This is a genomic window from uncultured Gilvimarinus sp., assembly GCF_963975215.1.
GTDB lineage: Bacteria > Pseudomonadota > Gammaproteobacteria > Pseudomonadales > Cellvibrionaceae > Gilvimarinus.
The window spans coordinates 61,514-83,967 of the sequence record NZ_CAXBFW010000003.1; the positions used below are offsets into that span (position 1 = coordinate 61,514).

The 22,454-nt window shown below is 53.3% G+C and carries 20 protein-coding genes; 11 read left to right on the forward strand and 9 right to left on the reverse strand.

The window, feature by feature from the left end; genetic code table 11:
- Positions 1-3: 3 nt before the first annotated feature.
- Entirely contained in the window at positions 4-909 is a 906-nt protein-coding gene (gene rimK, locus AAC019_RS03470; protein ID WP_339897175.1) for a 30S ribosomal protein S6--L-glutamate ligase, read from the reverse strand.
- Positions 910-968: 59 nt separating this feature from the next.
- A complete protein-coding gene (locus tag AAC019_RS03475) occupies positions 969-1,421 on the reverse strand; it encodes an ATP-dependent zinc protease (RefSeq protein WP_339897176.1) in 453 nt (150 codons plus the stop codon).
- Between the two features lie 254 nt (positions 1,422-1,675).
- Here AAC019_RS03475 and AAC019_RS03480 point away from each other — a divergent pair, with 254 nt between their 5' ends.
- On the forward strand, positions 1,676-1,867 hold the full coding sequence (locus AAC019_RS03480; protein WP_339897177.1) for a hypothetical protein: 192 nt from the start codon (positions 1,676-1,678) through the stop codon (positions 1,865-1,867).
- A 369-nt stretch (positions 1,868-2,236) separates the two neighbouring features.
- The gene (locus AAC019_RS03485) at positions 2,237-3,541 is read left to right on the forward strand and encodes a GGDEF domain-containing protein (protein ID WP_339897178.1); all 1,305 of its coding nucleotides are present in this window, start codon (positions 2,237-2,239) and stop codon (positions 3,539-3,541) included.
- A gap of 93 nt (positions 3,542-3,634) precedes the next feature.
- On the opposite strand, the gene AAC019_RS03490 is transcribed toward AAC019_RS03485, so the two are convergent.
- From AAC019_RS03490 to AAC019_RS03515, 6 genes are read right to left on the reverse strand one after another with little or no spacing between them, the layout of a single operon-like run.
- Positions 3,635-4,444, reverse strand: a complete 810-nt coding sequence (locus AAC019_RS03490; protein WP_339897179.1) for a symmetrical bis(5'-nucleosyl)-tetraphosphatase — start codon at positions 4,442-4,444, stop codon at positions 3,635-3,637.
- Between the two features lie 40 nt (positions 4,445-4,484).
- The gene (apaG, locus tag AAC019_RS03495) at positions 4,485-4,856 is read right to left on the reverse strand and encodes a Co2+/Mg2+ efflux protein ApaG (RefSeq protein ID WP_339897322.1); all 372 of its coding nucleotides are present in this window, start codon (positions 4,854-4,856) and stop codon (positions 4,485-4,487) included.
- Between the two features lie 10 nt (positions 4,857-4,866).
- On the reverse strand, positions 4,867-5,706 hold the full coding sequence (gene rsmA, locus AAC019_RS03500) for a 16S rRNA (adenine(1518)-N(6)/adenine(1519)-N(6))-dimethyltransferase RsmA (protein WP_339897180.1): 840 nt from the start codon (positions 5,704-5,706) through the stop codon (positions 4,867-4,869).
- A complete protein-coding gene (gene pdxA / locus AAC019_RS03505) occupies positions 5,703-6,707 on the reverse strand; it encodes a 4-hydroxythreonine-4-phosphate dehydrogenase PdxA (RefSeq protein ID WP_339897181.1) in 1,005 nt (334 codons plus the stop codon). Before pdxA ends, rsmA begins: the two co-directional genes overlap by 4 nt.
- Positions 6,707-8,053, reverse strand: a complete 1,347-nt coding sequence (locus AAC019_RS03510; RefSeq protein WP_339897182.1) for a peptidylprolyl isomerase — start codon at positions 8,051-8,053, stop codon at positions 6,707-6,709. Before AAC019_RS03510 ends, pdxA begins: the two co-directional genes overlap by 1 nt.
- A 16-nt stretch (positions 8,054-8,069) precedes the next feature.
- Entirely contained in the window at positions 8,070-10,664 is a 2,595-nt protein-coding gene (locus AAC019_RS03515; RefSeq protein ID WP_339897183.1) for an LPS-assembly protein LptD, read from the reverse strand.
- Between the two features lie 308 nt (positions 10,665-10,972).
- Here AAC019_RS03515 and AAC019_RS03520 point away from each other — a divergent pair, with 308 nt between their 5' ends.
- On the forward strand, positions 10,973-12,019 hold the full coding sequence (locus AAC019_RS03520; RefSeq protein ID WP_339897184.1) for a phosphotransferase: 1,047 nt from the start codon (positions 10,973-10,975) through the stop codon (positions 12,017-12,019).
- A gap of 5 nt (positions 12,020-12,024) precedes the next feature.
- Positions 12,025-12,684, forward strand: a complete 660-nt coding sequence (locus tag AAC019_RS03525) for a nucleotidyltransferase family protein (RefSeq protein ID WP_339897323.1) — start codon at positions 12,025-12,027, stop codon at positions 12,682-12,684.
- 14 nt (positions 12,685-12,698) lie between these two features.
- Here the strand turns inward: AAC019_RS03525 and AAC019_RS03530 are convergent, their stop codons facing one another.
- Positions 12,699-13,805, reverse strand: a complete 1,107-nt coding sequence (locus tag AAC019_RS03530) for an acyltransferase (protein ID WP_339897185.1) — start codon at positions 13,803-13,805, stop codon at positions 12,699-12,701.
- Positions 13,806-13,966: 161 nt separating this feature from the next.
- Here AAC019_RS03530 and rpe point away from each other — a divergent pair, with 161 nt between their 5' ends.
- From rpe to gspG, 7 genes are all read left to right on the forward strand, one after another.
- Complete coding sequence (rpe, locus tag AAC019_RS03535) at positions 13,967-14,650, forward strand: ribulose-phosphate 3-epimerase (protein ID WP_339897324.1); 684 nt, start codon at positions 13,967-13,969, stop codon at positions 14,648-14,650.
- A 424-nt stretch (positions 14,651-15,074) separates the two neighbouring features.
- Complete coding sequence (locus tag AAC019_RS03540; RefSeq protein ID WP_339897186.1) at positions 15,075-16,679, forward strand: hypothetical protein; 1,605 nt, start codon at positions 15,075-15,077, stop codon at positions 16,677-16,679.
- A 285-nt stretch (positions 16,680-16,964) separates the two neighbouring features.
- Positions 16,965-17,642: a hypothetical protein gene (locus AAC019_RS03545; protein ID WP_339897187.1), complete on the forward strand. Its 678-nt coding sequence runs from the start codon at positions 16,965-16,967 to the stop codon at positions 17,640-17,642.
- 335 nt (positions 17,643-17,977) lie between these two features.
- Positions 17,978-18,898 (forward strand): peptidylprolyl isomerase, encoded by a 921-nt coding sequence (locus AAC019_RS03550; RefSeq protein ID WP_339897188.1) that lies wholly within the window; start codon positions 17,978-17,980, stop codon positions 18,896-18,898.
- Between the two features lie 70 nt (positions 18,899-18,968).
- Positions 18,969-20,675 carry an ATPase, T2SS/T4P/T4SS family gene (locus tag AAC019_RS03555; protein WP_339897189.1) on the forward strand — a complete coding sequence of 569 codons (1,707 nt, stop codon included), beginning with the start codon at positions 18,969-18,971 and terminating at the stop codon, positions 20,673-20,675.
- A 115-nt stretch (positions 20,676-20,790) separates the two neighbouring features.
- Positions 20,791-21,993, forward strand: coding sequence for a type II secretion system F family protein (locus AAC019_RS03560; protein WP_339897190.1), 1,203 nt, complete (start codon positions 20,791-20,793; stop codon positions 21,991-21,993).
- A gap of 35 nt (positions 21,994-22,028) precedes the next feature.
- Positions 22,029-22,451 carry a type II secretion system major pseudopilin GspG gene (gene gspG / locus AAC019_RS03565; RefSeq protein WP_339897191.1) on the forward strand — a complete coding sequence of 141 codons (423 nt, stop codon included), beginning with the start codon at positions 22,029-22,031 and terminating at the stop codon, positions 22,449-22,451.
- The last annotated feature ends 3 nt before the right edge of the window (positions 22,452-22,454 follow it).

Here is a 22,454-nt window from a genome sequence, read left to right on the forward strand (position 1 = left end):
TGATCAGCCCTTACCTTTGGTTCGGTTGGCGTGCGGACGAGCGTTCTCCTCGATGTATTTAATGATTTCGTTGGCGACGTCTTTGCCCGTGGCGCCCTCGATACCTTCCAGGCCCGGTGACGAGTTAACCTCCATAATCAGCGGGCCTCGCGAGGAGCGCAGTATGTCGACCCCGGCGACCTTTAGCCCCATGGTTTGTGCCGCTTTAATGGCGGTGGTGCGCTCATTGGGGCGCAGTTTGACCAGCTGTGCGCTGCCACCGCGGTGCAGGTTAGAGCGAAACTCGCCATCGGGCGCTGTGCGCTGCATAGAGGCGATAATTTTATTGCCGATCACTAAACAGCGAATATCACTGCCGCCAGCCTCTTTGATGAACTCTTGCACCAAAAACTCGGCGCGTAATTCGCGAAACGCCTCGATCACACTCTCGGCGGCTTTGGCGGTTTCTGCCAGCACCACGCCGCGGCCCTGAGTGCCTTCACAGAGCTTAACGACCAAAGGTGCGCCACCCACCAATTGAATCAGCTCTTTGGTGTTGTGAACATTGTGGGCAAAACTGGTACGAGGCATGCCAAGCCCCTTGCGCGACAGTAGTTGCAACGCGCGTAGTTTGTCCCGCGAGCGCCCTAGCGCTACAGACTCGGTAAGACAGTAGACCCCCATCATTTCAAACTGCCGGATCACCGCCAGGCCATAGTGGGTAACCGAAGCGCCGATACGCGGAATCACGGCGTCAAACCCTTCAAGCTCCTGGCCGCGATACCAAATGGCTGGTTTTGAGGGGGTGATATCCATATAGCATTTAAGGATGTCGATCACGTGAGGCTCGTGCCCTCGCGCTTCGCAAGCCTCGATCAATCGGCGGGTTGAATAGAGTTTTGCATTGCGAGATAAAATGGCAATTTTCATTTAGAGTCCTAATTAAATTTAACGGTGGCGGCGCGGCGCTGGTGAGGCAATTGAGCGAATCACGGCGCCTGAAACTTGTCACCACCACACAGAAATGACTGTTGCGGGTCGACGGTAAAGTGCCCGTTTAAGGTGTTGCGCCCGAGCAGCATGCGAAATGTCATGGTGTCGCGGTTGGTCAGAGTCATCTCAGTCAGGATGGTCTGCCCTCCGATCGCCAGCGCCGCCTCAATAACGTACCGCACCTCTTTGTGCCCGCCCGAGTCGGTAACTTCACGCTGATCGTGTACCCGAGCTTCACAAATCACCTCTGGCTCTGCACACTTTTGTACGGGGTGCAGGCCAAAGCGAACCCAGGGCTCGCCGTGGCGCTCAAATGGCTCGACAAAAAAAGCGTGTAGAGCGGATGTCTTTGCGCCTGTGTCTACCTTGGCTTTGATGTTCACATCACCCAAATCAGGTAAATGTACCCACTCGCGCCAGCCAACAGAGTGATTTAGCTTCTCGGTCATGCGTTGTTACTACCTCAAGAGTCGGAACCTCACTTCAGGTCACTATAGCAGTTAAGTCACCGGGGATGCTTGTGTCTAATCGTCGGTGATTGTGGAAACCGTTAGTGCTCAAACAAATCGCTGTTTAGACCCTAGGAAAAAAGCTAGGTAATGTCAAAAAACTGTGGTAAATAGCGATTGTGAGCTTAGGGGTGCCCTCTAGTCAGCTCATCGATGTTTGTTCGCGACTCCGCTATTGTTACGAGGTAAAGCTTATGTCCGTGGATCACGATGACGATACCCTGCTGGATGATGACAGAGAGTTGGACTCTGATACTCCAGTCGCAACTGCCAAAGAAAGTAACCTGCGGCAACTAACCATACGGCGTCAGCTGGAAGATCGCCTGGAACGCCGCAGGCTTAAGAATCAGCTCGGTTGTGACGATCTGTGGGAGCTTGGCTACTAAAGCCGGGCTTCAGTGTAAGTTTCAAACCCCTTGCCCAGAGGCGTCCAGCCGCCTCTGGGTTTTGTCTTTAATGCCTCCGTCTATTAACGTGTTACCGTCCAGAGCCCATATAAGGCCGCGCTGGTGGCTCGCCCTATTGATTAGGGTAGGGTAAAGTAACGCTAATACAGGCTGAGAAGTGCGTTGCTAAGCGTAGAAAGCGACCTTGAATATGGCTTACGGTGCCCCGCTGACCCGTAAGCTTGTCTGGTTAATGCGCTAACACCCGGGATCAGGGTCGGCGATAACAGCCGCATTTACTGCCCTATAATAAAAATAATCTGGTACCTAAAGCGAGCATTCGCTTTTAGCTGTGGTTCGAGGCCGATTATGCCAACAAAAATGCGATTTGAAAAAGCGCTGCTCGTGCTGGTTGTACTGACGGCGTTGGCGATTGTGGGGCAGCGGTGGGTCTTGCTGGAAACCTTTGTGGTTACTCCCGATAAAGGGTTTGACAGCCGGCTGCACGACGACTCCCCGTCGGGAGGGCGCAGCGAGGTAGAACTGCTGGCCAACTCAGGCGATTACTACGAATGGCGTTGTCATTTGCGCAATGGCTTTGCGTATCCGCACTGTGGATTTGTGGTGCAGCTGACACCAAGCCATACGCAGGGGGTAGATTTTAGCCGTTATCGACGCGTTAAGATTTGGCTCGATTACACAGGGCCAAACGACAGTGTCCGTATTTTTCTGCGCAACTATGATCCCCGTTACAGCCGTGAGGACGATGACACCACCACAAAATACAATCAGCTAGAATTTTCGCCCACTCCCGGACAAAACTATTACGAGTTTAGCTTTGACGACTTTTTTGTGGCCAATTGGTGGCTGCGTGAGAAAGCTATCCCACCCAATTTAAGTCATCCCGAATTTGATAATACCGTGGCTCTTGAGCTGCAGACCGGGTCAGGGCATTTGCCGGGCGAACATCATTTTGTAATGCGCCGACTTGAGTTTATTGGCCAGCGCCTTGATACCGAGGACTGGTATCTGACTATTATTGTTGTCTGGGCTGTATTGATTTTGCTGTTTCTGGGGTATCGGATACTGGAGCTTACCGGTGAAGTTCGGGAACGCAAGAGGCGCGAGCAAGAGCTGATTGAGGTCAATCAGCTGCTGGATAGCCGCTCACGCGAGTTAGAGGCAAAAGTAAAAATGGACTCACTTACCGGGGCGTTTAATCGCGACGGTATCGAGGAGGCGATCAAAGTCGGCCTTTGGGCATGGCGCCACAGTGCTCAGCCGCTGTCGATTGTGATGATGGATATCGACCACTTTAAGCGTATCAATGACCAGTATGGGCATGCGGTTGGCGATGATATCCTTGCGGGGATATCGGCCTTGGTTAAAGAGCATATTCGCGAGACCGATTTATTTGCCCGCTGGGGCGGCGAGGAGTTTGTGCTGGTATGCCGCAATACCCGCATTCATTACGCACAACATATTGCCGAGAAAGTTCGGGTGATGATTGCCGGGCATAAATTTGATCAGAGCTTACAGGTGACGGCGAGTTTTGGTGTGGCTACCTTAGCCGGTGGGCGCACTATCGAGCAGTTGTTTAAAGCCGCCGATGATGCGTTGTATCGCGCTAAAGAAGCGGGCCGAAACTGTGTTGTGGCTGAAGCTGACAAGTAAACAGCACAGATAACGAGCGGGACCATCGTATCGCAGTAACGGCACCGGTATTTAAGTCGTGCTCGAATGACCGAACAAAGCTGTAAGCTGATCTTATGTTTTTGCACAGCGAGTGCGGAACATCTCGCCGTCTTCCAGACGCAGGGCGGTTAAGCAGCCGCCCCACACGCAGCCGGTATCCAGCGCGATAACATTGGCTGCTGCAGCCCGCCCCTCAAGCGCCGCCCAGTGCCCAAAAATAATCTTCTCTTGGCTGCAGGCGTGATGCGGGTGCGCAAACCAGGGCAAAAAATCATTGCTGCTTACCGCGGTTTTATTGTTAAGGTCTAGCTCACCCTCTGCACTGCAAAAGCGCATGCGGGTAAAATAGTTAGTGATTAAACGCAGCCGTGGGTTGCCAATCAGCTTGTTCTTCCACTGGCAGGGTTTGTTGCCATACATGTCGGCCAGAAAGTCGTTGATGTAATCGCTTTGCAGCATGGTCTCGACTTCGCGGGCGTGCGCGGTGGCTTGTTCCAGATTCCAGATAGGCGGGATACCCGCGTGCACCATGGTATAACCGAGTGCCGGGTCGGTGTGTAATAGCTTGCAATGGCGTAACCAGTCGATGAGCTCGTCGCAATCGTTGGCCCGTAACAGCTGGTCGAGAGTGTCGAATGAGCTTTTGCGCTTATGGCCGTAGGCCACGGCAATAAAGTGCAAGTCGTGATTGCCCAGCACGGCGGTGACCGCATTGCCCAGCGAATAAAGATAGCGCAGTGTGGCAAGCGAACTGGGGCCACGGTTTACCAAGTCGCCGGCAATCCATAACCGATCATACGTTGGATCAAATTTAATTTTATCCAACAGTCTTAGCAGTGGGTCCAGACAACCCTGTATGTCGCCAATGGCGTAAGTACTCATGGTCTATTGGTAACGTTAGAGCCGCGTTAATGTAAGGGAATCAGTGCAGGGCACCGGGTGGCACCAGGGCAAACGCCGGGATCGGGGCATTAAAGCGCCGACCGTCCGGCAGGCAAAACTCATAGGAGCCTTCCATAATGCCTGCAGGCGTTGCGAGTATCGCTCCGCTGCTGTAAGTATAGCTGTCGCCGGCATCGATGTTAGGTTGTTCTCCGATCACGCCCAGCCCTTGTACTTCTTGTACCTGATCATTCGCGTCGGTAATTACCCAGTGACGACTTAACAGTTGCGCCGGCTGTTGACCGCGATTGCGGATGGTAATCGTGTAGCGAAATGCATAGCGCTGTTGCTCGGGCTGCGACTGCTCGGCTAAAAAACCGGTGTCGACCTCAATGGCGATATCGTTAGTCATTGCGTTGGTGTTATGAGTCATGTTCGCTGTACTTAGAGTCCTTTAGGCGCTCGTCGATGGCATCACTCAGGGCGATAAACTCGGCCATGGTGAGTTGCTCGGCTCGCTTTGTGATGTCCACGGGTAGTTCGTCCATATCAGCTACATCGAGAATGCTTTTAAGGGCGTTGCGCAGAGTTTTACGGCGCTGCCCAAAGGCTGCCGTAACGAGCTTCTCCAGTGTTTTAATATTGCCTACCGTGTGCGGCAGTTCGCGATAAGGCGTAATACGCACAATGGCCGAATCGACTTTGGGCGCCGGGTCAAACGAGCCAGGTGGTACGTCAAACAATGGCTCTACCCGACAGTAGTATTGCACCATCACCGACAGCCGGCCAAAGGCTTTTTCGCCGGGGCTGGCGGCGAGCCGTTTGACCACCTCTTTTTGCAGCATAAAGTGCATGTCCTGCACTTTATCGGCAAAGCTGATCAGATGAAATATCAGCGGGGTTGAGATGTTGTAGGGTAGGTTGCCGACAATCCGCAATGGCTTGTCGGTGCCCTCAAGACTGGCAAAGTCAAACTTTAGCGCGTCGGCCTGATGTAGCGTAAACCCAGGGTATTTTTCAAAGCGCACCCGCAACCAAGGGACTAGATCCCGGTCAAGCTCGATGACATGTAGGGTGTCGGCGCTGGCCACCAGAGGCTCGGTTAGGGCGCCTTGGCCGGGGCCAATCTCAACGATAGTCTCGCCCGGGCGCGGGCGTATGGTACTGGCTATACGCTGAATCACGCCGTGATCAACTAAAAAGTTTTGGCCAAATCGTTTGCGCGCGCGATGGGGCGAGCCGGGGGTAAAAGATGATTTCATTGGTTGGTCTCGCGCCGGGCGTGAATCATGGTTTGGGCGTAATCGATGGCGGTTAGCAAGCTGCCGTGATCGGCACTGCCTGTACCGGCCAGATCGAGCGCTGTGCCGTGGTCGACCGACGTGCGAATGATGGGCAGGCCCAGGGTAATATTAACCGCCCGGCCAAAGCCTTGATACTTAAGCACCGGCAAACCCTGGTCGTGGTACATGGCCAGCACAGCATCGGCATTTTGCAGGTATTTAGGCGTAAAAAGGGTGTCGGCCGGCAATGGCCCGGTTAAATCGTAGCCCTCCGCGCGCATGCTTGTCAGCAGCGGCTCGATGGTGTCGATTTCTTCGTGGCCCAGGTGCCCGCCTTCGCCGGCGTGGGGGTTTAATCCGCACACCAAAATTCGCGGCTGGGCAATGCCAAATTTACGCTGCAAGTCGTGCGCGGTAATGCTAATAATTTCTCGCAGCAATGCGCCGGTGATCGCATCGGCCACTTCCCGGAGAGGAATATGCGTTGTGGCCAGAGCCACTCGCAACCCTTCGGTGGCGAGCATCATAACGACGCGGGCCGTAGCGGTGCGCTCAGCGAGGTATTCGGTGTGTCCGCTAAAGGCGACGCCGGCGTCGTTGATAACGCCCTTGTGTACAGGGCCCGTTACCAGTGCATCAAAATGCCCGGCTTGGCAGCCGTCAATGGCGGCATCGAGAGTGCTAAGTACATAGTTTGCGTTATCGCTATTGAGCGTACCGGGTATGACCGGAGCGGCCAGCGCGACCGGCAATACATGCAGCGTTCCGGCGCTCGGGGTACGGGCTGGGTCGTCAGCGTTAACCGTGACGATATCAACTCTAACCCCTAACAGCTCGGCGCGCGCCTTGAGCAGTGCCGGGTCGGCGATAACGATCAGCTCGTCGGGGCCCGCGGCTTTGCTTAGCGCCAGCACTAAATCGGGGCCAATGCCTGCGGGCTCCCCGGGGGTGATGGCGATGCGTGCGATAGGTCGGCTCATTAAGCGCCGCTGTCCTCTTCGGTATCGTCGCTGTCTTCGTCGACGCCCTTGATGTCGAGATACGCATTTTCACGCAGCTCTAGTAGCCACACCTGCAGCTCTTCGTCAAAGCGGCGCTCGCGCATCATTTGGGCGGCCTTGTTGCGAATCACCACATCGCTCATGTCTTCTTGGCGGCGGTCGGTAACCTGCAGTATGTGCCAGCCAAACTGGCTTTTAAAAGGGCCGGTAATTTCATCGATTTCGGTGGTGGCCATGGCATTTTCAAACGCCGGCACAAACATGCCGGGGCTGGCCCAGCCTAAATCGCCGCCTTCGAGCATCGAGCCGATATCCTCAGAGTTTTCCCGGGCGAGCTCGGCAAAGTCGGCACCGTTTTCAATTTGGGCTTTAAGCTCGGTGAGCTTTTCTTTGGCGGTTTCATCGTCCATGATCTCGGAGGTCTTGATCAGGATGTGACGGGCTTTGGTTTGTTGCACCAATTGCTCGCCGCCGCCGCGCTGCTCGATGTTTTTAATCAGGTGAAAACCGGCCCCCGAGCGAATCGGCTCGGACACTTCGCCTACGTCGAGATCGCTTACCACGTCGCTAAACAGCTCGGGCAATTGCGCCAGTTTGCGCCAGCCAAGATCGCCCCCCTCCAGAGCCGTTTGGTCGTTTGAGTGAGCGATGGCCATTTGACTAAAGCTCTCGCCGTTTTGCAGCTGCTGGTAAATGTTATTGACTTTGGTTTCGGCCTCAGCCACATCGTCCGGGCTGGCAGAAGAGGCAACGCTGATCAGGATATGGCCCAGGTGATAGTCGGGCGAGGTGGCAAATTTACCGTCGCTAGAGGCGAGAAAGTTGTTGATCTCTTGCTCGGTAACCCGAATCCGGTTATTGACCACGCCTTGCTGAACCTGATTGATCAATAGGTCACGGCGTATTTTTTCGCGTAACTGCTCAAGCGACATGCCCTCGCTGGCGAGGTCGGCCGCTAGCTCGTCGAGCGACGAAAAGCCGTTGTTGGCCATGATTTGCTGCAGTGTTTGGTTCAGTTGCTGGTCGGATATCTCCATGCCATAGCGGCTGGCCTCCTCCAGCTGCAGCTGCTCTAGAATCAGCTGGTCGAGAATTTGTTGCTCCAGTACGTCCATGGGCGGAAGTTGTTCGTACTGCCCCTGAAGCCGCTGTAAAACAGAGTTTTTACGTTCATCAAACTCGCTTTGCAAAACCACGCCCTGATCGACTACGGCAATCACGCGGTCGAGAATCTGGGTTTCTGCCTGTGCGAGAGACGCGGCAACGCTGATTGTGAGGGTGCCAACCCATTGGATGAGAGGGGCTGCCAAGCTTGCTTTTTTCATAGTGATCACTGTTTGTTTATCGTAAGTTTTGTTCGCGTTCGTCGTAGCCCAAAATGGTTTTACCCAACAGGCTACCAACGCGCTCGCTGATGCTGGCCAGTCCTTTGAGCTGTATGTCGATAAAAATACCATCGTCATAATCGTCTGGCTCTACTGTTTCTAGCACCGTGCTGTCGTTGTAGTCAAAATTTAGCCATTTGCGCCACACCAGGCGTACCCGGTAGCAGCAGTCGCTGTATTCGAACCCGGCAAAGGTGTCGAGTTCCTGCTCGTAGGTTAAATCGTAGTTGGCCCGGGCGATAAGGCTCCAGCTATTGCTTACCGGGATAAAGGCGCCCACATCCAGCTGGTTACGGCTGCGGTCAAGCCGCAGCGCTGGATCTACCTCGTCGTCAATATCCAGCTCGCGCACATTGCGTTTGTAGGTGTAAGTAACGCTTACCAGGCGATCTGAGTCATCGGCGTATTCAATGGTGGCGCTGGCATTAGACACTTCGCTTTTATGCTGATCGTACAGCACATCGCCGCTCGCTTGCAGGTAATCCCCCGCCCGGGCGGCGATACGACCGGCAAACTCAGACTCGGCGTAGGTTTCTTCCTCGGGTTGGCGATTGGGGTTAAGGGCGACGCGAGGCGCCTTAAAGCGGTAAATCTGGCCCACGCTCAGCTCCAGGTGCTCGAGCCCGGTTACCGGAGAGATAAACCGGCTGGTTAAGCCCGCACTGAGCTGGTTGGCGTCGTCGATACGGTCGTAGCCGGAAAATCGCGTGGTGCGAAACAACTGGTTGTAATCAAAGGTGACGTACTTGGTGTCAAACTCAATGTACTTGTTGCTGTCGTTAAGCGGCGAGTAGATTTCGGAGTGATCTTCGTAGTCGCTGTAAAAGTAAAACAGGCGGGGCTCAAGGGTTTGGATAAACTCGGTGCCACCGAGGTTGCCAAAGCGCTCAAAGAACATCCCCATATCGATGCTGCCCTGCGGCACCACCAGAGATGGTGAGTCGTTGTAGATGGCCTCATCTGGCTCTCGCCCTTCCGGGTCGTAATCGGCTTGTTCGAGCTGATAGCTCAGGGTTTTTACGCCCACACGCGGGCGAAAAAAGCCCCACTGCCAGCGTTTGTCCCAAGTTAGCCCGTAATCGGTGTTAAACCGGTCGCCGACCACCAGGCGGTTAGTGGCGCGGTCGTAATACTCGGTAACATCAAAACTGGTGAACTGATTGTCGAGGTCCAGCTGCCAGTCGCCAAAACGAAAGTCGCCACTGGCAAACAAGTGAGGCAGCTGTTTGTATGGCTTTTGTTTCCTCTCGTTTAGATAGCGGATTTCCTCGGCGCTGGCGCCTATCTCCCAGGCGTCACCGCTGTAGCTGACCTCGCCAAACTTGCCAATGCGCGATTGGCGCGATACATCGATATCGCTACTGGTAATGTCGCGCAGGTAATCGGCGTCGCTGATATCGGTATAGTCAATACGGGTTTTCAGGCGACTGCGCTTGCCGCCGGTTTGATCAAGGTTGATCATCCAGCGGTCTTTACCCCTGTGCGGGTAGGCCTCTTCGGGGGTTTTCTCGCCCGAGGCAATGTCGTTTTCAGCGCGGCGATCATAGCCACCTTTGTCGCCGGCCAAAAAACCGCCAGAGAGCTGGGTATAAAAGTACGATGACATGTGCCTGACGGTGCCGTCCCATAATGTGCCGCGCTCTTCCATATAGCGTGGCGTAATGGTGGCGTCCATCTGCGGCGCAATGTTCCAGTAGATGGGCTGCGCGTACTCGATACCGTTGCGCGAGCTGGTGCTAAACGACGGAAACAGCAGGCCGCTTTTACGCTCATCCCCGATGGGGAAGGCCAAATACGGCATATAAAACACTGGGACGTCTTTAATCAGCAAGCGCGCATGCTTGGCGGTGCCGTAGCTATCGTCCGGGTGAATTTCCACCTCGGAGGCCTCCATACGCCAAAACTCGTGGTCTGGCTCGCACGTGGTAAAACTGCCGTCGCTTAAGCGTATCAGTCGGTCGCCAAACTTTTCGAGCTTGCCGGCGCGCCCATGCAGGCGCGACTCGTGCAGGACGAACTCGGCGTTGTCGATCAGCGCATCACCGCTATCACGTTGCATTTTTGCCTGATCGGCCAAAATCAACAGGCCGTCTTCGCGTATGGTCACCTCTTGGTCGAGGGTTAAGTCTCCGGTTTCGGTGTTTAGCTCGGCACGCTGAGTGCGCAGCATTCGCACCCCTTGGCGCAGCTCCACATTGCCTTCAAGGACAATGGTTTGTCCGCCGCTAGAGGAGGTGTGGTCGGCATTGGCCTCAATGGCAGTCTCTTCAATGGTAGAGGCATCCGGGTCAGACTGGTAAGGGCTAACGTAAGCGCCACAGCAGCCGGCGGGAAGCTCTTCAAGCTCCTCCTCCAGCAGTTGGTCGCGCGGCACCCAGTCGATGCGGCCGTAACTGGCCTCATGTTCATGCTCGGCGGCGAGAGCGGGCTGGCTTAGCGCCGAGAGCGCTAAAAAGGTCAGTGTCGCTTCTTTAAAAGTAGACAACTTTAGGCCAGGTGATTCGGCGGTGCGTTGCAAACGGTGACGGAGGTGATGGTCTCGATCGGCCATTGAGAGGTCTCTACTATCCTTAAATAACGGGCGCCCTGATACGACAATGCGCTTGATCGCGAGCGAGCAGGCGCTCGCCGCGGCGCATATAAGGCGGTCATTCTACTGCATTAACGCGCATCTAGGGAAACCGAATTCACACGCTAAGGCGGTGGTGCCGTTGGGTGCATGGCAAAGAGTAAGCACGGGGCAAAAGCTGCAGTAATTGCAGTTTGGTAATGGTAAATTGAGGGTGAGCTGACAGATAGTTTGCTAGTCTGTAGGATTTTAAGCCGAAAGTGTAAAGGTTTACCTTGGAGTGCGGTTGTTTGAATAGTGAGCGAGAGCGAGAAATTGCCCTAAAACAGTGGGTTGGAGAGGTTTTACAGCAGCCAGTAACCTTAACGCGCCGCTCCGGTGATGCCGGTTTTAGGCGCTACTACAACATTGCTGACGCTTTTGCGCTACTGGCCGTTGACGCCCCCCCGGCTACCGAAAATACCCGGCAGTTTTTAAATGTGGCTGAGTTGTTGCGCACCTGCGGCGTGGCTGTGCCTCAAGTGGCCGCGGTGGACCTTGAACAAGGGTTTGTACTGGTCGAAAGCTTTGGGCGGCGCGAGTTTGGTGCTGAGTTAGACGGTGATAATGCCCTTATGCTCTACGGTGAGGCGCTGTTTACTTTGCTGGCCATTGCTCAGGCGCCTGCAGATGCCGCTGTGTTGCCGGTTTTTGATGAGGCTTTTATTCGCCGCGAGCTGGGCCTGTTTTCTGAGTGGTTTGTTGGGCCGCTACTGGGTTTAACGTTGAGTGCCGATGAGGTCGCCATGCTGGACTCTGTGTTCGGGCGATTGGTCGCTCGGGCGCTTGCGCAGCCGCAAGTGGTGATGCACCGAGACTTCCACTCGCGCAATTTACTCGTTAAGGCCGACGGTAGCTTGGGGGTGATCGATTTTCAGGATGCCGTAGTGGGGCCTGTGACTTACGATCTGGCCTCTTTGCTACGCGATTGTTATGTGCGTTTGCCCCCGGCCGAGGTGCGCCGTTGGGCGCTGGCCTACGGTGACATGGCCTTGGATGCCGGCATTATGACGCGTACTTCCGCCGATGACTTCTTATGCGACTTCGACTGGATGGGACTGCAGCGCCATATAAAGGTACTGGGTATTTTTGCCCGGTTGCACCTGCGTGATGGCAAATCGAATTATTTGCCGGATTTACCCCGGGTGATTGGCTATGTACAAGAGGTGGCCGATCTGTACCCAGAGCTGCAGGATTTTGCCGCCTGGTTTCGAGCGCGGATTGTGCCGGCGTGCGAGGCGCAAAGCTGGTACTGCCCGCAGCCGCCTTTTGATGTAGACGTAAGGAGCTTGCTGTGAAGGCTATGATATTGGCGGCGGGTCTGGGTAAACGCATGCGGCCTTTAACGGACACCCTGCCTAAGCCCCTGATTCCGGTTCGCGGTAAGCCGCTTATTGCTTATCACCTAGAGGCCTTGGCTCGCGCCGGTGTAACCGAGGTGATCATTAATCTCGCCTACCGCGGGTCGCAAATTCAGGAATACGTTGGCGATGGTGCTGCGTGGGGGTTACAGGTGGCTTACTCCAGCGAGCCAGAGCCCCTGGAAACGGGCGGTGCTATCTTACATGCGCAAGAGCTATTGGGGGATGCGCCGTTTATTTTGCTCAATGCCGACGTGTTTACCGACTTCGACTTTAGTGGTTTGCTTAAGGCGCCGCTGGGGGCGGGTGACCTTGGTCGGTTGGTGTTGGTGCCCAACCCTGACTTTAAGCCAACAGGCGACTTTGATGTCAATGGGCGCGGCCGTTTGCAGCTATTGGGGGGGCGAGAGGGGTATACCTTTGCCGGTGTTAGCCTGCTGGCGCCAAAGCTGGTGCTGGAGTACCCCAAGCGCAGAGCCTGCTTTGGCCTGGCAGAAGTGTTCCGCGAAGTGGCGGTTAACGATCGACTTTCGGCCGAGGTCTACACAGGAGTCTGGAGCGACGTGGGTACGCCCGAGCGGTTGGCGGCGCTGCAGGGGTAGCGCCTCGGCGGCGATTAGGTTGATCGGGTTTTGCGCCAGCCCATAATAGGTTTTTCGACCCAGTAATAGCTTATTGCTGCCAGTGGTAGTGTTATGAGTAGGCAAAGGGTAAGTGCTAAAGCGCTGGTGGCGGGAGTGCTCCAGTAGTCGGGTGCAATTGATAGAAGCGCTTGTTGTGCCGGAAAGTGCCACAGGTAAATTCCAAAGCTAATCTCCCCTAGCCATACTAAAGGTCGGCTCCCCAATATTATGCCGCGGCATTGTGGGTGAATAGCACAATACACCAGTGCGGCAGTCGTGAGTCCAATCAAAGGGGGCCAGATAATCAGTAGCCAGTGACCGCTCCAGTACACTTCTTTATAGCTCAGCAGCCAGTACTCAAGTGCTAAATACACACCCATTGCACCAATGCAGGTGGCGCACCACTGTTGCTTGCTCCAGCGGAGGTTTAAAAAGCTGATGGCAAACCCGGCACCAAATGACGATATACTGCCTGGCAGCATATCGAGAACCGGTAAGTGCTGTGCATAATGGTCAGCTTGGAGCGCTTCTATGGCGCCGTAGCGCCAAATGATGGCCAGTGCAACGCAGGTGATAGTTGTGGCGACCCAGCCTATTTTCCGCTGTAGTAGAATTAACAGTGGTAGTGCGATGTAGAAGGATAGCTCGATGGGGAGGGTCCACCACATGCCGTTGATTGGCCTGGTCATCCAGGGGGGCATGTTGACCCACAGCAGTGCATTGCGGATCAACTCGGGCGCTGAGGTTGCGGGGAAGAGGCTCGGTAGCCAGCAGGAGGCTAGAGCTAGTATGGCCAGTTGCAACCAGACTGCCGGGTAAATACGTAAAATACGGCGTCGCCAAAAGTGGCGTAAATTTGCCCCCGTCAGTTCCTGTTGTTTTAGTTGGCCGCCCAATAGGTAGCCCGATAACACAAAAAACAGCGGCACGCCCAGCCAGCCGAACTCAATCTGCATAAATAGGTTCCACTGGCTGCCGGCAAGTGTGAGAGTGCCAAATTTTTCACTAAAGGAGGGGAATAGTGCATCCCAGTGAAAAAGCACCACCGCCATGGCGGCAATGCCTCTTAGTCCGTGCAGTGTGGGTATAAAGGTGTGCATGGGTGTAACAAACTCAAATTGATAAGAGGTAGCTGGCTCGGATTATGCTGGATACCCCAGTCGATTGCTATGCGCAGCTGTAGGCTGCTGGGTGACGCAAACCGTAACAGAGTGACAAAATATGCATAGGCGGTACTTGTGCTGCCGGCAGCTAATAAATGATGGGAGGGCCAGTGGCTCAGGAGATATTAATAGCACCCTCGGTGCTGAGTGCTAACTTTGCCCGCTTGGGTGCTGAGTGTGATGATGTGCTGCTCGCCGGGGCGGATATGATTCATTTGGATGTGATGGATAATCACTATGTGCCTAACCTGACGGTCGGGCCAATGGTGTGTCAGGCGTTGCGTGATCACGGTGTTACGGCGCCTATCGATGTGCACCTTATGGTGGAGCCGGTGGATGCGACTATCGAGGCGTTTGCGGCGGCAGGCGCTTCTTTTATAAGCATTCACCCCGAGGCTACCCGCCATTTGGATCGCTCGTTACAGTTAATTCGCGATTTGGGGTGCAAAGCGGGCCTGGTGTTAAACCCGGGTACGCCAGTCAGCGTGGCGCGGCAGGTGTTATCGCGGCTCGACTTGCTGCTTATTATGTCGGTTAACCCGGGGTTTGGTGGGCAGGCGTTTATTCCGTACTCGTTGGATAAGTTGCGCGAGGCGCGTGCCCTGATCGATGACTCGGGGCTGGCTATTCGCCTGGAGGTCGACGGTGGCGTTAAAGTGCACAATATATCCGATGTTGCGCGAGCGGGGGCGGATACCTTTGTGGTGGGTTCGGCCATATTTAACGCGCCAGACTACCAAGAGGTTATCGGGCGCCTGCGCGAATCGGCGCAACAAGTATAGCAGCGCAGCTGGAACGAAATTCGCTTATAGTTTGCCGGAGCGGTGACACATGCTTGCCCGCGGTGCCGGGGATATTTTTTCTGATGGGGCTTCCCTGAGGCGCTTTGTGCGGGTAAACTGCGGTCGTCGGAATAAGGTCAGGCCACTTGTGGGTTGACGGGCGCGTATAGAGTCAAATTGATTGGCCGAGTGTGATCTTGGTCTAACTTTGATTTTGGCGCGTTTCTGGCGGCAGCTATGTGCCCAAAATCACCTTGTTTTGCTATTGTTATGGTTTAAAGGGTGTGTTAATTTAGAACGCGATTGGGTGTTCGTCGAGCATCTGGCCGGTCATGTGCTGGTGGTAAATCGAGTTTATAGGGTCGCGGTAGCGCGCCCGCTTACAGAAAACAATACGATACTTTGTAAATCTAGGAGCTAGACAATGAAGAAAAAACTTCTACCTTTGGCAATGCTGGCGGGACTGGCTGGTGCATCAGGTGCTGCTCAAGCGGCTTACCTGAATTCAGACGGCCTGGGCCAGGTGCTGATTTTCCCTTACTACACCGTTAACGGTGGTAACTTCACTAACATCAACCTGGTAAACACCACCGGCGAAGCTAAAGCCGTTAAGGTTCGTTTCCTGGAAGGCGAGAACAGCCAAGAGGTTCTCGACTTTAACCTGTACCTGTCTCCTTACGATCACTGGTCTGGTGCGGTTGCTATGTCAGAAAATGCTGACGATGGCTCTTTGCCTTGGAGCACTGGCGATGGTGAGTTGCCTGCTAAAATCGTTACCAACGATACCTCTTGTACCGCTCCTGCAATTGATGCAGAAGGTGAAGACTTCCGTAACTTTGCTTATGCAGTGGACAACTCTGGTGCTGAGCCAGTCGAGTCAAGCGATACCAACAAAAGCTTGTCTCGTACCCGCGAAGGTTACGTAGAAGTGATCGAAATGGGTGAAATCGGCAACGTGGCAGATTCTGATCCGGCCGACGACGTTGATGATTCTTTCAACGCGGCTGCTGCCGTGACCCACGTTGATGGTGTGCCGCGCAGCTGTGATCTGGTTCGCAACGCTTGGAACGACGGCGGTGTTTGGGATGAGGATCCTTCTGTAGGTGTTATTGCTCCTACCGGCGGTCTGTACGGTTACGCGTCTATCATCGACGTAGCTGAAGGCACCAACGCCACTTATGATGCTGTTGCGGTTGATGATTTCATTGATACTCAGTTGAATCAGGCGACTGGTAGCGTTCTGCCATCTTTGGTTCAGGCTCTGCCGATCTCTGACGTGTTCTATTACGACGAAGTGGCTGGTGCGGGTTCTGTTGCGACCAACAATTTTACTGCTGGTACTGCAGACACTGTGAGCTCGCTGTTTATGCGTGACACTCTGTCTAACGACTACGTGCTGGATGAAGTTCTGAACGCAGAAACTGACTGGGTTATCACTATGCCCACCAAGCGTTTCTACGTGAATGGCCAGACTGTTACCAATGATAACGGCACCCCGGGTGATACTTCTGATGACTTTGAAGAGCCAATCGCTCTGGCTCCGTTCAACGCTCCTTGGGATGGCGCCACAGCGTGTGAGCATATTGACATTGAGTACTACGATCGTGAAGAAGCTTTCCCGACTGCTCCAGTAGTTCCGGGCGAAATCGACTTCTCGCCACTGCCTCCGCAGGTTACTGAAACTCCTGATGGCTTCCAGTTCTGTACTGAAGTTAGCATCATGACAATCAATGGCGGCAGCGTTCTGGATTCATCTGAGAACCTGACCTACGGCTTGAACCTGGAAGATGGTTATGAGCACGGTTGGGCCACTATTGATCTTACCAATCCGCTCTACCCAGGTGAAAGTGCTGGTGATCGAGAGCCACGTGAGATTTCTGGTGATGCAAACACCTTTACTGGTTTACCAGTAGTTGGTTTTGCAGTACAGAAGTTCGAAAACGGTACTTTGGAAGGCGGTGTGTTGGCGAACTACGCTGGCACAGTTGTGCACAAGTACACTCGCGATATCGCTCCTGTTGCTCCTTAATAGCAGCTTAGATATTGTGTAGCTAAAACGCGGCCCTCGGGCCGCGTTTTTTTTGCCCTAAAATTGCAAAAAGTTGTTGTAAATTGTACAAAAAATTGACAACTAGCTCTAAGTTTTGCCTAATAGGGATTGGGTATTTGCAGATGTGCGAATATAATAAAATTGATTGTTTTTAAGCGTTAGCTTTAAACCTTTGGCCTAAAACCTGCAAGTCTTGAGTTGACGCCAAAAAAACGGCAAAACTATGCCTCTAAGAAGGCACATACGTTTCATACGAGGGTGAATATGAAAAAATTATTGGTTGCGGCGTGTGTAAGCGCTGTATGTACCGCTGGGTTTGCAACGGCAGCATCCCTCACTATTGATGGTGAGACTGTTAATGTTGATACCTTAACGATTAACTCGACCGGCCAGGATCTCAGTGTTGTGGTTACTACTACTGGTGGTGGCGGCTCTAACAGTTCTGAGTCTTCGTCCTCTTCTAGCAGTGTGCCTAGCTCTTCGTCGTCCAGCTCAAGCAGCTCGTCTAGTTCTAGTACTGTACCTGATAGTGCGTGTGGTGCTTGGCCTGGCGGTGTTGGTCGGGATAATACTTATGCTTATGGGACATCACTGGGCCAGCAGCGTATTCTGATTAAAGATGGTATAACTTCAATGCCCTTTCAAACATCGGGAAGTGTGACTGAGGCGAATAAGGTTGATTTTGCTGCGACAATTGGTGTCACCAACATCAACATGGAGGCTTGGGTTACTGAGTGTCCGGGTCAGCCGGTTTCGCAAAAAGTATCATTCTGCCATGGTGTAGGTTCTGAGGTGACAGGGCTTAATATGTCGCAAGGGTCTCGTCGTGGTTACTGTAAGCTTGAAACTAACAAACAATATTACCTAAATATACAGAGCTCAGGATGCAGTAGTTCCAGTGGCTGTCCGATATACCGCTCTATCACCAAAGCTTTTGATTAAAACACTTTGGTTGTGACAAAGGCGGGCGTCCTCTGGGCGTCCGCCTTTATTGTTTGTGGCAAGAGTTTTCTGAGTTCTCTTTCTTTGTTCCAATCCAGGTAGAACGTTGCTAATGATATGTTGTCTTTGAAGCGATATGTCATGGTTTCGCCTATAGCTGATGTTTTGGTTGACTGTAGGTGCCGCTAAAGTCGTGACGGATAGAGGGGCGTGTTACTATGCCCGCCTTTCTAGAGGGTTGGATTCGCAAAGGGGGTTGCGGGTGTAGCTTTTTGGTAAGTCGTTTTTCTTTATTAGTTGAGTCTCGTAACATTGTTTGGATAAAGGTTCTAAATATGCAAATGAAGTCAGCAATTGCCAGTTTTGCGTTGGTCGGTTTTTTAGTCAGTAATACGGTTGCGGCTAAAGATATTACGGCCGATGATGTGTTGCTAACCACTGGTGATGTAACCATTACCGTCGGGGATATGCGCCACTATGTGAAGGAGCGGATTGATCACGGTTTGCCTGCCGAGCGTTTTACCGAGCCCGGCGTCGTGCCGCGGTTAATGGAAAACTTAATGACCATTCGCGTGCTGGCCAACATGGCAAAAGAGCAAGGTGTAAGCGTTGATGAGCAGATGCAGTGGGCGCTGGATGTTGAGCGTGACCGTCAGCTTTATAACCGTTATGTGCATGATACGGTTGCTGAGCAAATGGCTAAAACCAATTGGGATGCGTTGGCCAAAGAGGAATATTTGGCCAATAAAGCTAGCTATCAACGCCCGGCCCAGGTAAGCGTCTCGCACATTCTTGTGGCGGTCTCTAAGGAGCGTAACGACGAGCAAGCGCTGGCGCGTATTAATGAAGTACAAGCGCTGCTTAAAGATGGAGAATCTTTTGAGAAGTTGGTTCAGCAGTACTCTGACGATAATGGCTCTTTAGAGCAGCAAGGCTCGCTCGGCTATTTTGCGCCAGAGCGCATGGTTAAGCCTTTTTCTGATGCAGCGTTTGCTATGGAAGAGGTAGGCGATTTAAGCGATCCGGTTAAAACCCGCTATGGTTATCATATTATTCGCCTTGATGGCGAACGTCCGGCCGGAACATTGCCCTTTGAAGAAGTAAAAGAGCGTATTATCGCTAAGTTGCAAAAAGGTATGGATTCTGACTTGAGAACACAATTGACTCTGGAGGCCCGCTCGCCCAAAGAGTTTGAATTGAATGAAGAGAATCTCAAGGCGCTTGAACTGGAATATGTGGATCCAGACTTACTGTAAGTTTGCGGCCAACGGTAGGGTAAGTAATGCGTGAGAGTTGTGCGGTGAATAACAGGTGTGCATACGAGCTATGATGTTAGGCGAGTGGTTAGTTGAACGTAACAAGCTGTCGGCGCGGGATGTCGAGCGTGCACTTTTAGCTCAGTCGGAGATGGGCGGCTATTTGGGGCAGGTGTTGGTTAAACTTGGCCTCGTCGCCGAGCAGGATGTGGCGCACGCCTTGGTTGATCTGTTAGGTGTGCGGCTACTCACTGAGTCGGATTACCCGGCGGAGCCTATCGAGGTTGCCCAGTTGTCCGAGAGTTTTTTACTGAGCAATGGCGTGGCGCCCGTATCGGCTCCCTCTGAGGCCGCTAATCTCTGGCAGTTTGTATCGGTTGTACCGCAAGACGACTATATTCAAAAAGCGCTTAAGATGGCTCTGGGCGGTCAAGTAGCGGTGCATCTGGGGCTAGAGGCTGATGTGGCCAGTGCCCTGAATGCCCGTCAGGTGACCGGTGAAGATGAAGACGACGCAGATGAGGCCACTCTTGGTGGGGTGGATGATGACGAGTTTGTCGAGCACTTAAAAGACCTGGCCAGCGAGGCGCCGGTCATTCGCCTGGTGAATCAAATTATCCATCGGGCGCTGGATTTAGGTGCCTCAGATATTCATGTGGAGCCGTTTGACGGAGCTTTGCACTTGCGCTATCGCGTAGATGGTGTGATTCAGGATACGCCTGACGCCCCGGCGCTTGAGCTTGCGCCCGCTATTGCATCGCGTATTAAGTTGCTCGCTCACATGAACATCGCCGAACGTCGCCTGCCTCAGGATGGCCGAATCATGACCCGGGTTAAGGGGCACGAGCTTGATTTGCGGGTGTCTACCATCCCAACGGTACACGGTGAAAGTATTGTTATGCGGGTGCTTGACCGCGAGAGTATCCAGTTAAGCCTTGAGAGTATGGGCTTTTCTAGCAACACACTAAAGAGCTACCGTCATTTACTGGCCAAGCCCCACGGGGTTTTGCTGGTTACCGGGCCCACCGGCTCGGGTAAGACAACCACTCTGTACGCCTCTTTGGCAACCCTTGATGCCAGCGAGCTCAAAATCATTACGGTAGAAGATCCGGTTGAGTATCAGCTTGATGGTGTAAACCAGATTCAGGTTCAGTCGCAAATTGAGCTTACGTTTGCGCGCTCTTTGCGGGCCATTTTGCGACAAGACCCGGACATCATCATGATCGGTGAGATGCGCGATGGCGAAACCGCTCAGATCGCGGTGCAGTCGGCGTTAACAGGGCACTTGGTGCTTTCAACGTTGCATACCAATACCGCCGCCGGTGCTATTACCCGCTTAGAGGATATGGGGATCGAGCGCTACCTCATTACATCGTCGGTCAATGGCGTTTTGGCGCAACGTTTGGTTCGCACTTTGTGTAAAAGCTGTCGAACTGGGCAAACGGTTGATATGGCAGAGGCTAAACGGCTTGGTCTGGATCGCTTTTTGGCCGAGGGCAACTCACAAATTTATGTGCCGCAAGGTTGCTCTGAGTGTAAGCAGTCCGGTTATCGGGGGCGCACCGCTATTCATGAATTGTTTGTTATGGATGGTGCGATGCACAGAGCTATTCAGGCGGGCTATGATGCCACCCAGTTGCATGAAACTGCGCGTAAAAGCGGCATGCTAACGCTGTTTGAAGATGGATTGCGCAAAGTGGCTGCCGGTGAAACATCGCTGGAAGAGGTTTTGCGAGTTACCCAAGATCAGAACGAAAGCGTTGATATCGCATCCTAGTTAAGATTCGTCATGCGTGATTATAGGCCCACTAACAAGCGGCGTGGCTCTTAGTGCGACAAGCGAGTATTCTTTTGAGTCGGTTCATTAAATAATATCTGGTGCCCCATAGATTATGCCTAGTTTTCATTATAAGGCAGCGAGAGCTGATGGCAGCGTCGTTAGCGGAACGCTAGAGGCTGCGTCGAACGATGTTGCCAATCGCGACTTACGTAGCCAGGGGCTTGTCGTATTAACCCTAAGCGCCGATCTGGGCGAGCGCCCCAGTGTGGGTGGGCGGGCAAAGTTTGGCCCCAATCAGGTATTGTCATTTACCAGTGAGCTGGCCGTTTTGCTGCGAGCTGGGTTGCCTATCGATCGCGCCCTTAAAGTCCTTATAGATATGAGCGCGACTCCCGCGTTGCGGGGCGTTATCGAGAGCCTGTTAAAAACGGTTAAAGGTGGTAAGGGGCTGAGTCAGGCGTTGCAGGATCAGCCGGATTACTTTGATGAGTTTTATATCAGCATGGTTCGCTCGGGTGAGGCGAGTGGTAACCTGGCGGGTGTTTTGGCGCGTTTAGCCGCGCAACTTGAAAGCTCTAAACAAGTGCGCTCCAGCGTTGTTTCAGCGCTTATTTACCCGGCGATTTTGGCGGTGATTGCGGTAATTTCGGTGTTGGTGATGCTGGGGTTTGTGGTACCCCAGTTTGAAGCGCTGTTTGAGGATATGGGCGATGCGTTGCCGCTTCTCACACAGTGGGTTATTGCCGGTGGTGAGGCGATTAAGCATTACGGTTGGTTGATTATTTTGTTTGTGGCGGGCTTTGTTTGGGTAGCCCGTCGTTGGCTGCGCAAGCCTCAGGGTAAACACTGGCTGGATAAAACGGTACTGAAGTTACCGATTTTAGGCGCTGTCGCCTTTAAATATGAAATAGCGCGCTTTTCCCGCACCATGGGCACATTACAGGCCAGTGGTGTGTCGGTTTTAAAATCGTTAAATATTGCCGTATCCACTGTGGGGAATGGCGTTGTCAGGGGTGCGCTGGAGTCTCTCTCGCCCGAGGTAAAGCGTGGCGGGCGTATGTCGCAGGCACTGGCAGATGCGAAGATGTTCTCACCGATGATGATTCAAATGGTTCGTGTAGGTGAAGAGTCCGGACGCTTAGATGAAATGCTGCTGGAGCTTGCGCGAGTTTATGACGATGAAGTCTCAAGCGGTGTTAAGCGCAGCCTTACCTTATTAGAGCCCATTTTAATTTTGGGCATGGGCGGCATGATTGGGTTTATTATTGTGGCGATTTTAATGGGGATATTATCCGTTAACGATTTGGCGGCGTAACAAACAAATACGTTTAAGTGAAATAGGTATTAGGTATGAGCAACAGAAATCAGCGCGGTTTTACTTTGGTTGAGCTGTTAGTGGTGTTGGCCATTATCGGTTTGTTGGCGGGCTTGGTTGGCCCCCGGGTTTTAAACCAGTTAGGTGGGGCAAAGGCGAAAACCGCGAAAGTGCAGATTCGTGACTTTGAATCGGCCCTGGAGATTTACAGTCTGGACACGGGACGTTTTCCTACGTCCGAGCAGGGGTTGGAGGCACTTGTGGCTAACCCCGGTAATGTCACCGGCTGGAATGGCCCTTATTTAAAGCGTAACGAGCTACCGCAAGATCCCTGGAACAACAACTATCATTACCGCTTTCCCGGTGAGCAGGCTGAATTTGATATCTACTCATTTGGGGCCGACGGCAAAGCCGGTGGTGAAGGTGATAACGAAGACATTGGCAACTGGCAGCTGTAATTA